We start from the raw sequence: 11,682 nt of genomic DNA on the forward strand, positions 1-11,682 counted from the left end.
GCTACAACATCGCCGGGCCGGAGGTGGAGCAGGCGCTGCTGGCCCATGCGGCGGTGGCGGAATGTGCGGTCATCGGCGTGGCCGACGAGGAACGCGGCCAAGTCGTCAAGGCGGTGGTGGTTTTGCGCGCTGGCTCAGAGGCCAGCCCGGAGCTGGCCAAAGAGCTGCAGGACTTCGTCAAAGCGACTATTGCGCCTTACAAATACCCGCGCGCGATCGAATTCAGGGCGAGCTTGCCACGCACCGAGACGGGTAAGCTGCAGCGCTTTCGGCTGCGCACTCAGGCTGGGGAGTCTTAGGCGATGACGCGGTGGGTGTTTGAGCGCCAAGAGTTGGTGCGCTTCGGTCACTGCGACCCGGCCGGCATCGTCTTTTATCCGCGCTATTTCGAGATGCTCAATGCGCTGGTGGAAGATTGGTTCACGCAGGGCCTCGGCGTTGACTATGCGCAACTGCTGGGGCCGCGCCGGGTTGGCATGCCCTCGGTGCGTCTGAGTGCCGATTTCAAACGGGTCAGTCGCATGGGCGATCAGCTGACGCAGCGCCTCGCCATCAACAAGTTGGGCCGCAGCTCGCTAGGGCTGACGATACAGTTCGACGCACCAGACGGCTGCCGGGTTTCTTTTGAGCAGGTGCTGGTTTGCACCTCGTTAGAGACCCACCGGGCTCAACCTTTTCCAGCCGATTTACGCGCTGCCTTGGAGCAAGCCAATGACAAGCAAGAGTAAACAAATCCTCCAGCCGGCCGCTTGGGCGCCACCGCGCGGCTATGCCAATGGCGTGGTGGCGAGCGGTCGAATGGTCTTCGTTGCCGGCCAGATTGGCTGGAACAGCGCTTGCCAATTCGACAGCGATGACTTCATTGAACAGGTACGTCAGACGCTGATGAATATCAAGGCGGTCCTGCTAGAGGCTGGCGCCACGCCCGCCCACATGACCCGCATGACCTGGTATCTGCTCGATAAAAAAGAGTATCAGGCGCGCGGCCGTGAGGTCGGTCAGGTCTACCGCGAGGTGATGGGGGCCGAGTACGGTGTCGCCATGGCGGCGGTGGTGGTGGCCGGATTGATGGAAGATAGGGCCAAGATCGAGATTGAAGTGACTGCCGTTATACCTACTTGAGAACAATCATGAGCAAAGCCACTTTCCACTGGGACGACCCGCTGCTGTTGAATGAGCAGTTGAGCGACGAGGAACGGATGATCCGCGACGCGGCCGCGGCTTACTGCCAGGATCGCCTGACGCCGCGTGTGCTGGAAGCCTTTCGGCATGAACGCTGCGACCTGGAGATCTTCCGCGAGATGGGCGCCATCGGCCTGCTCGGCCCCACCGTTGCGCCCGAGTACGGCGGGCCGGGCCTGAGCTATGTGGCCTACGGCCTGATCGCGCGCGAGGTCGAGCGGGTCGATTCCGGCTACCGCTCGATGATGAGCGTGCAAAGCTCGCTGGTGATGGTGCCGATCAATGACTTCGGCACGCCAGCCACCAAGCAGAAATACCTGCCCAAGCTGGCTTCGGGCGAGTGGATTGGCTGCTTCGGCTTGACCGAGCCCAACCATGGCTCCGACCCGGGCGCCATGATCACGCGGGCCAAAGCGGTGCCGGGCGGCTATTCGCTGACGGGCTCAAAAATGTGGATCACCAACAGCCCGGTGGCCGATGTGTTTGTGGTCTGGGCCAAGGACGACGATGGGCAGATCCGCGGCTTTGTATTGGAGAAGGGTTTCAAGGGCCTGACGGCGCCGGCCATCCACGGCAAGGTCGGCCTGCGCGCGTCGATCACCGGCGAGATCGTGATGGACGAGGTCTTTTGCCCCGAAGAAAACGCTTTTCCCGAGGTGCGCGGCCTCAAAGGCCCGTTCACCTGTTTGAACAGCGCCCGCTACGGCATCGCCTGGGGGGCCTTGGGCGCGGCCGAAGACTGCTGGCACAAGGCGCGCCAATATGTGCTGGATCGCCAACAGTTCGGCAAGCCGCTGGCCGCCAATCAGCTGGTGCAAAAAAAGCTCGCTGATATGCAGACCGAGATCACGCTGGGCCTGCAGGGCTGCTTACGCTTAGGGCGGATGAAGGACGAAGGCACGGCCGCGGTCGAGATCACCTCGATCATGAAGCGCAACAGCTGCGGCAAGTCACTGGAGATTGCCCGTACGGCCCGCGATATGTTGGGTGGCAACGGCATCTCGGATGAGTTCGGCATCGCCCGCCATCTGGTCAACCTGGAGGTGGTCAACACCTATGAAGGCACGCATGACATCCATGCGCTGATCCTGGGCCGGGCGATGACGGGGATCGCGGCTTTTTAGTCATGGTGTGACAGACCGCCCGAGCGTAGCGAGTAGCTCTGTCACCCACTGATTGAGCGGGTTCTACGCGTCCGACGTGTCGTCGGTTTCCGCGATCGGCGCGGGAGCCGGTGGCCGCGGCTTCTTCACACCCGGCTTGGCCAGCAGTTCCAGGTAAAAGGCATCGGCCTTGTCGGCGGCGTAAGCGTTGATGCGGGCCGTGATGTCGGCGACTTCAATCACCGCGGCGGTGGCTTCGCTGCTGCCGAAGCGGCAATCAAAGTCCCAAAATTCCACGCCTTCGGGGCGCGACTTGTTCTGCTCACGCTTGATGTATTTGCGGATCTCATGCTTGATGGCCTCAAGCAGACGGTCCGGGTGCTTGCCTTCAACTTGGAGTAGGAATGTTTTTTTCATGTTTTGCCTTGGTGCGCGTCAGCGCTGTGAGCTGGATTATCCGGTGTTTGTGAAACTGTGATGTTCAAGCTGGGCTCGGGCCCAAATAACAGGCGATACTGATTTGGGGCCATTGCGGTTTGATGGGCAAGAATGCAGCCGCACCCGGTCCAGCCCCCAAGCTACAGAAAAAATCACAGGACATGATCGCGCCTTTGCCTCTTGCAGCGATAAGGACGATAAGGTGGCAGCGCCTTGGCGTGTTGCCTGGGCACTTGCTGGCCCACTTGCAAGTGCTGTTGCGAGTGCTGTTGCAAATGCTGTTGCTAATGCTGTTGTCAAGCGCATACCCGGCGGCAATGGCTGCGCAGGGTGTCGGCGGCGTGAGTCCCAACCCCCGGCCGACTGCGCCGGGGGTATCCGTCCATTCCCCAGCGCGGCTACGCGCGTCGTTGGACAGGATCGAACGCTCGGGCAGCAGCCATTGGCTGGAGAATGATCTGGCCCTGCTGATCCTGCAGGCGCAGGCCCCACCACGCAGTGCCGAGCAGATCGAAGTGCTGGCCCTGCGCGGCATCATCAATGCCGAGTTCAGTGACAGGCGGGCTTTGCTTGAGTGGCTGATCACCGAACTTGAGGCCTGGCCCGATGCGGGGCAGCGCAACGCCGCGCGCTTGGCGGCGTCCTATCTGCGGGCCAAGCTGCTGTTGCGAGATGGCGATCCGGCTGGCGCCATCAAGGCCTTGGAATGGGTCGACGGTGTCGAAGAAGCCGATGCCAGCATCACGCTTCGTTTGCGCAGCATCTGGTTGCTGGCGACCCTGCTGTCGGACGCCGGGGATGTGGACGCTGGCATCAATACCGGTGTGATGGCCCTGCGCTTGGCCGAGCAAAGCGGCGCGCCCTGGCGGCGCGCCCTGGCGCTGATAGGTTTGGCCTTCAACTACATGCGTGCACAGCAATTGGAGCGCGCCAAGCAGTTGATTGCCGAGGCAGCCGAAGTGGCCGAGCGTGACCCCGACCCGATTTTGATGTCCCGCCTGCACAACAGCCGCGGCATGATTTATTCGGAGTTGGGTGACGAGGCCACGGCGGGGCAGGCCATGCAGATGGCATTGGATTTCGCGCGCCAGGCCGGCTCGCCGACCATGCTGGCGCTGGCATTGGCCAATGCGGCCGATTCCCAGTTGCGCAAGGGCGACTTCCAAAAGGCTCGCAGTCTGTCCGAGGAGGCGTTGGCCATGGCCTTGGCCAACCATGACTTGAGCAGCGAGACGCTGGCTCGGCAAAACATCGGCATGGCGAAAATCGGCCTCAAGCTGATCGAGGAAGGCAAGCGCGAGACGATCGCGGCGATCACGGTCGACGAAGCCCAGGGGCAGCGGGCGCAGGCCTCGGATGGCTGGTTGGAACTGGCCAAGCAGCTGGAGCGCTTTGGTGATTTACCCGGCGCGGTGCAGGCCTATCACCATTACCGTGGTTTGAGTGACCGGGTGCTGCGCGAGGGCAGCCGCAAAGCGGTGCTGGAGGCGCAGGCCCGCTTCGACAATGAGATCCAGGCCCAGCAGATCGAGGCACTCAATCAGGGCAATCAGCTCAAGGCCGAGCAAGTGCGTGCGGGCGATTTGCGGCTCAAGCTGTCGGCGGCTTTGGGTGCTTGCGTGGTGTTGTCGGGCATCTTGCTGGCCTTGGCCTATCAGCGCATACGCAAAACCAATCAAGCGCTGGCCCTCAGCAATGCCGCCTTGAAGAGCCAAGGCGAGCGCGACCCGTTGACCGGCCTGGCCAATCGGCGCCATTTTCAATCCGCCATCAAGCGCTTGGCCGCCAAGGGCAAGTTCTTTGGCACTGTGTTCTTGATCGATATCGATCATTTCAAGCGGATCAATGATGGCTATGGCCACGCCGCCGGTGACAGTGTTTTGGTCGAGTTGGCCGCTAGACTGCGGGCCGTCTTGCGGGACGAAGACCTGGTGGTGCGCTGGGGCGGGGAGGAATTCCTGATCGTCATTGATGGTCGTCAGGCGGCTTCGGCCAGTTTGCTGGCGCAACGCTTGCTGGACGAGATCGCGCAGACGACGATGCAACACGGTGAGGTGCAAATCGCGGTCACGGCCTCAATCGGGTTTGCCAGCTTTCCGTTGGCGCCGTATGGTGTGGCCATGGCCTGGGAGCGGGCGCTTGATCTGGTTGATATCGTGATGTATTTGGCCAAAGCCCATGGGCGCAACCGAGCCTTCGGGATCGTGTCCATGGCGGCAAAAGACGAGGCCGGGGTGCAGGTTCTGGCCGATGAATTGGAGGCCGCATGGCGTGAGGGGACGGTGAATTTACTGGCTTTGCAAGCTGCGCCCAAGACCTGGGAGGCTGGCCCATGACATGGCCGCCAACAAAGTTGCTTGAACAGCGCCAAGTCGCGTGGTCGCAACCAGGCGATGGGCATCGTCACCGTGTCAGCCGGCGACGCCGAAGCGCTGACGTAGATTGAGGCCGACTTCGACGCAGCCTGCTCGTCCGAACGGGTCAGTCTGCATCAGGCGCCAGGGCCGGCGGCGCTTTAACGTGGAACAACACGGATTCAGCCGCCCCACCGGGGCGTCTGTCCGCGTTGTTTCATGGTTCGGGGTGCTCCGCCCCCGGACCATGACAGTTAGTCAGGCGCGTTCAGTCAGTCGCTGTTCTTAGGGCGGCCGGCCTTGATGGGCGTGAGCGCCGTCAAAATAGCGGCCAGCTGCTTGTCGGTCAGATCCATCAAGGCTTGCAAGCCGGCGCGCAGCAACTCGCTCTTCTTGGTCGAGCGCTTGAAGCCGATGGCGCGGTCCTTCAGGCGGGCAATCAGCTCGAAATCCGCGCGCGGCATGGTGAAACTGTCGCGCACCAACTTGAGCTTGGGCTTGGTCTCGGTGACAGCCGCTGGCTTGGCGATGGCTGGCTTGGCGGCAGCTTTGGGCGCAACATTTGGCACCGGCTTGGCAACTGCCGTGACGGCATTGACGGCCTTGGTCGGCAGCGACTTGGCGGCAGGCTTTGCCACTGCAGGGGTCACGGCCTTGGCCACCGCGGCCTTGCTCACTGTTTTAGCGGCTGTTTTAGCGGCTGTTTTGCGGGCCGGCTTGGCCGCGTCGGCCGCACGCGCCACTGGCCACGCTGCAGGCTTGGCAGCTGCTTTGGCGGCTGGCTTAACGGCTGGCTTAACGGCAGGCTTAACAACAGGCTTAACAACAGGCTTGGCGGCGGCGACAGTGACCGAAGCGGCTACGGCCGGTGTGGCCGCCGTCTCGGTGGACGCGGCGGCCAGGGCGGTGGTCGGGGTTGTGACTGGGGCTGGGGCCGGGGCTGGGGCTGGGGCTGGGGCTGGGGCTGGGGACTCAGCGGTGTTGTTGGCGTTGGTGTTTTGCATAGTGCTCCTCTTGATAAATCGTATAAACCATTTACATCTTAATCGCTGCGCAAGCCTGAGGCAAGCCAACTCCGATTTCCAAGGGTCAGCGCCAATACCGGCGTAGTTCGGCTGGGCGTAGGATTTTCATCGGCGATACAAATCTAGGGCCTGGGTTGGCGCGTTGAACAAGAGCCGCCGCTGAAGGTTCCATACAGGAGACTGCCTTGCGCGCAACCGCTGCCGACCCCGCCTACTTCCACAAAGTGGTGGACTGCCAATGGGCTTGTCCCGCCCACACCCCCGTGCCCGAATACATCCGCATGATTGCGGCGGGCCGCTATGCCGATGCCTATATGGTGAACTGGGCCTCTAACGTCTTCCCCGGTGTGCTCGGGCGCACCTGCGACCGCCCCTGCGAGCCGGCTTGCCGGCGCGGCCGGGTGGAGGAAAACAATGGTGCGAGCCCTGAGCCGGTGGCGATTTGCCGGCTCAAACGCGTCGCCGCCGACCTCAAGGGCGATGTCAAGGCGCGCATGCCGGCGCGCTTGGCCGGCAATGGCTTGCGTGTTGCCTGCATCGGCGCCGGCCCGGCCGCGCTGACGGTGGCGCGTGATTTGGCGCCGCTCGGTTACGCCGTCACGGTGTTCGACGCCGAGGCCAAGGCCGGTGGCTTCATCCGCACGCAGATTCCGCGCTTTCGCCTGCCCGAGAGTGTCATTGATGAGGAAACCGGCTACATCCTCGACCTCGGCGTGGAGTTCCGTGCCGGCGAGCGCATAGCTTCTATGGCGGCCTTGTTGAGCGAGGGCTTCGACGCGATCTTTGTCGGCTGCGGTGCACCGCGCGGCCGCGATTTGCAGCTGCCCGGCCGGCTGGAGGCCGCCGCCCAGATCCATATCGGCATTGATTGGCTGGCCTCGGTGTCGTTCGGCCATGTGACGAGCGTGGCGCCGCGCGTGATCGTTTTAGGTGGTGGCAATACCGCGATGGACTGCTGCCGCTCGGCCCGGCGCCTGGGCGCTCAAGAGGTGAAGGTGATTGTGCGCAGCGGCTTTGATGAAATGAAGGCCTCGCCCTGGGAAAAAGAGGACGCGCAACATGAGGGCATCCCGATCCTGAACTGCCATGTGCCCAAGGCCTTTGTGCACAGGGAAGGGCGCTTGGTCGGCATGATGTTCGAGATCGTCGCCGCCCAGCTGGACGCGCAGGGCCGGCGCCAGTTGCTGCCGACCGGCGCGCCCGACGTGCTGATTGACTGCGACGAGGTCTTGCTGGCGGTCGGCCAGGAGAATGCCTTCCCCTGGATCGAGGCCGATTGCGGCATCGCGTTCAACCGCTGGGGCCTGCCGGAGCTGGACGCGCAGACCTTTCAGTCCAGTCGGCCCGAGGTGTTTTTCGGCGGCGATGCGGCCTTTGGGCCCAAGAACATCATCACCGCGGTTGCGCATGGCCATGAGGCCGCCGTGTCCATAGACCGTTATCTGCACGGCGATGACCTGCGTCAACGGCCGCCGCCGCAGTTCAATCTGATCTCGCAGAAGATGGGCATTCATGAATGGAGCTATGACAACGGCGTCTCCAATGATGACCGCTTCAAAGTGCCCTGGGCGGCGGCCGAAAAGGCGCTGGCCAGCATCAAGGTCGAGGTCGAGTTAGGTTTTGACGCGGCCACCGCCTTCAAGGAGGCGCAGCGCTGCCTGAACTGCGATGTGCAGACGGTCTTCAGCCCACCGGCCTGCATCGAGTGCGATGCCTGTGTGGACATCTGCCCGACCGACTGCATCACGTTCACGGTCAATGGCGAGGAGGCCGAACTGCGTGGCCGCTTGAAGGCGCCGGCGTTGAACGAGAGCCAAGCCCTCTATGTCTCGACCGAGCTGAAGACGGGCAGGGTGATGGTCAAGGACGAAGACGTCTGCCTGCACTGCGGCCTGTGCGCCGAGCGCTGCCCGACCGGCGCCTGGGATATGCAGAAGTTCCTGTTCAACCCCGCCAAGGCCGGCGGGCGCGACCCGGCCCGGCACGGAGTGTCGGCATGAAGCGCCTCGAAGCGGTCAATGACTTCGTCATCAAGTTCGCCAATGTCAACGGCTCCGGCTCGGCCTCGGCGAATGAGCTGTTCGCCAAGGCGATTCTGCGCATGGGCGTGCCGGTCAGCCCGCGCAATATCTTCCCCAGCAATATCCAGGGCCTGCCGACCTGGTATGAGGTGCGCGTCAGCGCGGCCGGCCACCAGGGCCGGCGCGGCGGCATCGACATGATGGTGGCGATGAATCCGCAGACATGGGTGCAGGATGTGGCCGAGATCGAGCCCGGCGGCTATCTGTTTTATGACAGCAGCAAGCCGCTGCCGGCCAGCGCTTTCCGGCCCGACGTGCATGTGATCGGCATGCCGCTGACGACGATTTGCAACGAGAACTACAGCGACCCGCGCCAGCGCCAGCTGTTCAAGAACATCGTCTATGTTGGCGCGTTGTCGGTCTTGTTGGGGATCGATGCCGCTCAAATCGAGCGTTTGTTCGGCGAGCAATATGCGGGCAAGGAGAAGCTGCTGAGCTCGAATTTGACAGCACTTCAGTTGGGGCGTGAATATGCGCAAGAACACCTGAGCGGCAGCGTCGGCCTGCGGGTCGAAGCAAGTGACCAAGTTGGGAAGAAGATCTTTGTCGACGGCAATAGCGCCGCCGCACTGGGCTGCGTCTATGGCGGCGCCACCGTGGCGGCCTGGTATCCGATCACCCCAAGCAGCTCGGTGGCCGAGGCGTTTCAGAAATACTGCGCCAAGTTCCGCGTCGACAAAGCCACGGGCGAGCAGCGTTATGCGATCGTGCAGGCCGAGGACGAAATCGCCTCGATCGGCATGGTCTTGGGCGCGGGCTGGATGGGCGCACGCGCTTTTACCGCGACCTCGGGGCCGGGTGTGTCCTTGATGACCGAGTTCATCGGCCTGGCCTACTTCGCCGAAATCCCCGTCACCATCATCAATGTGCAGCGCGGCGGGCCGTCCACTGGCATGCCCACCCGCACCCAGCAGGCCGACCTGACGGCTTGCGCCTATGCCTCGCATGGCGATACCAAACATGTGCTGCTGTTTCCCGAAGACCCGACCGAATGTTTCGAGCATGCGGCCGCCGCGCTCGACCTGGCCGACCGCCTGCAAACGCCGGTTTTTGTGATGAGCGATCTGGACATCGGCATGAACCAGCGCCTGTGCAAGCCCTTTGCTTGGGACGACGCAACAACCATGGACCGCGGTAAGGTGATGACGGCCGAGGAGCTGGAGGCCGGGCGCGACTTTGGCCGCTACAAGGATGTGGACGGGGACGGCATCCCCTGGCGCACGCTGCCGGGCACGCATGCGAGCAAGGGCGCCTACTTCACCCGCGGCACCACGCGGGACGCCTATGCGCGCTACTCGGAGGCCGGGGCTGACTATTTGTACAACGTGCGCCGTCTGCTGGCCAAGTTCGAGACCGCCGCCAAGCTGGTGCCGCAGCCGGTCTTGCGCGCAGCGGCCAAGCCGACCCGGCTGGCTGTGCTGTATTTCGGCTCAACCAGCCCGGCAATGAGCGAGGCGCTGGACCTGCTGGCCGCCGACGATATCGAGCTCGACGCGATGCGGCTGCGTGCCTTCCCTTTCCCGGACTCGGTGGCCGCCTTCATCAAGTCTCACGACAACGTCTTCGTGGTCGAGCAAAACCGTGACGCGCAGCTGCGCTCAATGCTGGTCAATGAGCTGGAAATCGACCCGGCGCGGCTGCTGCCTGTGCTGCACTTCGACGGCACGCCGATCACCGCGCGCTTCATCACCGCCGCCATCACCCGCGCCGTCCATGCGATGGCGGTCAAACCGCTGCGCGCTGTGGGTCAAATGGGGCAAGTTGGACAGGATGACTGATAAACAAGCCATGACCTATATCGCCAAACCCCTCTTGCACCACCCTTCATTGGCCCGCAACAAGGTCGGCCGCACCCGGCGCGACTACGAAGGCCGTGTCTCCACGCTGTGCGCCGGCTGCGGGCATGACTCGATCTCGGCCGCCATCATCCAGGCATGCTGGGAGTTAGACATTGAGCCGCACCGGGTCGCCAAGCTGTCCGGCATCGGCTGCAGCAGCAAGACGCCGGATTACTTTCTCGGCGCCTCGCATGGCTTCAACACCGTCCATGGCCGCATGCCCTCGGTGCTGACCGGTGCCAATCTGGCCAACCGCGAGCTGCTTTATCTGGGCGTCTCCGGCGACGGCGACTCGGCCTCGATCGGTCTGGGCCAATTCGCCCATGTGATGCGGCGCGGCGTCAATATTGTCTATATCGTCGAGAACAACGGCGTCTACGGCCTCACCAAGGGTCAGTTTTCGGATACCGCCGACCGCGGCTCCAAGTCCAAGAAGGGCGCCGTCAATGCCGACTCGCCGGTCGACTTGATCGGCTTGGCCTTGCAACTCGGTGCGACCTATGTGGCGCGCGGCTTCTCCGGCGACAAGGAGCAATTGGTGCCGCTGATCAAGGGCGCGATGGCACACCAAGGCGCCGCCTTCATCGACGTCATCAGCCCCTGCGTCGCCTTCAACAACCACGCGGGCAGTACGCGCAGCTACGACTATGTGCGTGAGCATAACGAGGCAGTCAGCCGGATTGACTTCATCAGCCCGCGCGAGGAGATCACGGCACAAGTGGCGCCGGGCGACTGCGTGGACGTCGAGCAGCATGACGGCACGGTGCTGCGCCTGCGCAAGCTGCACGCCGACTACGACCCCAGCAACCGGGTGGCGGCGATGGCCCATGTCCAGGCCTTGCAAGCGCAAGGCGAGGTGGTCACCGGCCTGCTTTATATTGAGCCCGACGCTGAAGACATGCACGCCGCTTTGCGCACGCCGGCCCAGGGTTTGCGGCGGCTGACCGAAGCGGATTTATGCCCGGGGGCGGCGGCGCTGGAGAAGGTCAACGCGGGTCTGCGATGATTTGCTTTCACGGGGCCGCTGGCGCGAACTCTTTCTCAAATACCAAGGCGGGCGGGCAATTGATTTCACATGTTCATCTGGGAGTTGCCGACTTTGAGCGCAGCTCTGCTTTTTATAAGCCTTTGATGGCGGAGCTCGGGCTGCTGCTGAAGTTCAGCGACGCCGCCAAAGCCTGGGCTGGCTGGGTAGCACCCGATGCGCCACGCCCCTTGTTTTTGATCGGCAAGCCTTTTGACGGCGCAGCGGCCGCGCCGGGCAACGGGCAGATGGTCGCACTGCTGGCGCCGACGCGCGCGTCGGTCGATCATGCGCACGCCTTGGCGCTGAGCCTGGGCGCAGCCTGCGAGGGCGCGCCGGGCTTGCGCCCGCAGTACCACCCTGACTATTACGGCGCTTACTTCCGCGACCCGGACGGCAACAAACTCTGCGTCTGTTGCCATGACGCCGAGGCTGGGAGTTAGTCCGCCAAACCTATGCAGATCTGCGCGTGGGCCAGGCCCAGATAGCGCTCGAAATCATGGCTGTAGGCGCGCGTGGCAGGCTGAGGGTCATGGCAGGCTGAGGGAGTCTCAGGCTGAGGGTCAAGTCTTTAATCGGTCTCAGGCTGAGGGTCAAGTCAGGCTGAGAGGCTGAGGGTCAAGTCTTTAATCGTTAA

The 11,682-nt window shown here is 63.2% G+C and carries 11 protein-coding genes; 9 read left to right on the plus strand and 2 right to left on the minus strand.

From position 1 onward, the window contains the following. The 4 genes from RMO57_RS09165 to RMO57_RS09180 all read left to right on the plus strand — a co-directional run. On the plus strand, window positions 1–299 hold a 299-nt coding region (locus RMO57_RS09165; RefSeq protein ID WP_414896399.1), incomplete at its 5' end, for an AMP-binding enzyme. A gap of 3 nt (window positions 300–302) precedes the next feature. After that, the gene (locus tag RMO57_RS09170) at window positions 303–728 is read left to right on the plus strand and encodes a thioesterase family protein (RefSeq protein WP_310385921.1); all 426 of its coding nucleotides are present in this window, start codon (window positions 303–305) and stop codon (window positions 726–728) included. Continuing rightward, the gene (locus RMO57_RS09175) at window positions 712–1,122 is read left to right on the plus strand and encodes a RidA family protein (RefSeq protein ID WP_310385923.1); all 411 of its coding nucleotides are present in this window, start codon (window positions 712–714) and stop codon (window positions 1,120–1,122) included. Before RMO57_RS09170 ends, RMO57_RS09175 begins: the two co-directional genes overlap by 17 nt. A gap of 8 nt (window positions 1,123–1,130) precedes the next feature. Further along, window positions 1,131–2,306, plus strand: a complete 1,176-nt coding sequence (locus tag RMO57_RS09180; RefSeq protein WP_310385925.1) for an acyl-CoA dehydrogenase — start codon at window positions 1,131–1,133, stop codon at window positions 2,304–2,306. A 63-nt stretch (window positions 2,307–2,369) separates the two neighbouring features. Here RMO57_RS09180 and RMO57_RS09185 read toward each other — a convergent pair whose 3' ends face one another. Continuing rightward, window positions 2,370–2,702: a DUF6172 family protein gene (locus RMO57_RS09185; protein WP_310385927.1), complete on the minus strand. Its 333-nt coding sequence runs from the start codon at window positions 2,700–2,702 to the stop codon at window positions 2,370–2,372. A gap of 431 nt (window positions 2,703–3,133) precedes the next feature. Here RMO57_RS09185 and RMO57_RS09190 point away from each other — a divergent pair, with 431 nt between their 5' ends. Further along, window positions 3,134–5,059 (plus strand): diguanylate cyclase, encoded by a 1,926-nt coding sequence (locus RMO57_RS09190; protein ID WP_310385929.1) that lies wholly within the window; start codon window positions 3,134–3,136, stop codon window positions 5,057–5,059. A gap of 290 nt (window positions 5,060–5,349) precedes the next feature. Here the strand turns inward: RMO57_RS09190 and RMO57_RS09195 are convergent, their stop codons facing one another. Then, on the minus strand, window positions 5,350–5,754 hold the full coding sequence (locus tag RMO57_RS09195) for a hypothetical protein (protein ID WP_310385930.1): 405 nt from the start codon (window positions 5,752–5,754) through the stop codon (window positions 5,350–5,352). A 533-nt stretch (window positions 5,755–6,287) separates the two neighbouring features. On the opposite strand from RMO57_RS09195, the gene RMO57_RS09200 reads away from it, so the two are divergent. Genes RMO57_RS09200 through RMO57_RS09215 form a run of 4 tightly spaced genes read left to right on the plus strand, consistent with a single transcriptional unit; the run spans window position 6,288 to window position 11,488 of the window. Further along, window positions 6,288–8,102, plus strand: coding sequence for an FAD-dependent oxidoreductase (locus RMO57_RS09200; RefSeq protein WP_310385933.1), 1,815 nt, complete (start codon window positions 6,288–6,290; stop codon window positions 8,100–8,102). After that, window positions 8,099–9,961, plus strand: coding sequence for a 2-oxoacid:acceptor oxidoreductase subunit alpha (locus RMO57_RS09205; RefSeq protein WP_310385935.1), 1,863 nt, complete (start codon window positions 8,099–8,101; stop codon window positions 9,959–9,961). Before RMO57_RS09200 ends, RMO57_RS09205 begins: the two co-directional genes overlap by 4 nt. A gap of 10 nt (window positions 9,962–9,971) precedes the next feature. Then, window positions 9,972–11,027, plus strand: coding sequence for a 2-oxoacid:ferredoxin oxidoreductase subunit beta (locus RMO57_RS09210; RefSeq protein WP_310385939.1), 1,056 nt, complete (start codon window positions 9,972–9,974; stop codon window positions 11,025–11,027). Window positions 11,028–11,086: 59 nt separating this feature from the next. Beyond that, on the plus strand, window positions 11,087–11,488 hold the full coding sequence (locus RMO57_RS09215) for a VOC family protein (protein WP_310385937.1): 402 nt from the start codon (window positions 11,087–11,089) through the stop codon (window positions 11,486–11,488). Window positions 11,489–11,682 lie beyond the last annotated feature (194 nt).

The sequence above is a fragment of the Roseateles sp. genome (assembly GCF_031397715.1).
GTDB lineage: Bacteria > Pseudomonadota > Gammaproteobacteria > Burkholderiales > Burkholderiaceae_C > Paucibacter_A.

Coding starts and splice junctions, on each gene's coding strand:
- RMO57_RS09185 (WP_310385927.1), bottom strand. CDS start 2,702: ATGAAAAAAACATTCCTACTCCAAGTTGAAGGCAAGCACCCGGACCGT.
- RMO57_RS09175 (WP_310385923.1), top strand. CDS start 712: ATGACAAGCAAGAGTAAACAAATCCTCCAGCCGGCCGCTTGGGCGCCA.
- RMO57_RS09205 (WP_310385935.1), top strand. CDS start 8,099: ATGAAGCGCCTCGAAGCGGTCAATGACTTCGTCATCAAGTTCGCCAAT.
- RMO57_RS09210 (WP_310385939.1), top strand. CDS start 9,972: ATGACCTATATCGCCAAACCCCTCTTGCACCACCCTTCATTGGCCCGC.
- RMO57_RS09180 (WP_310385925.1), top strand. CDS start 1,131: ATGAGCAAAGCCACTTTCCACTGGGACGACCCGCTGCTGTTGAATGAG.
- RMO57_RS09170 (WP_310385921.1), top strand. CDS start 303: ATGACGCGGTGGGTGTTTGAGCGCCAAGAGTTGGTGCGCTTCGGTCAC.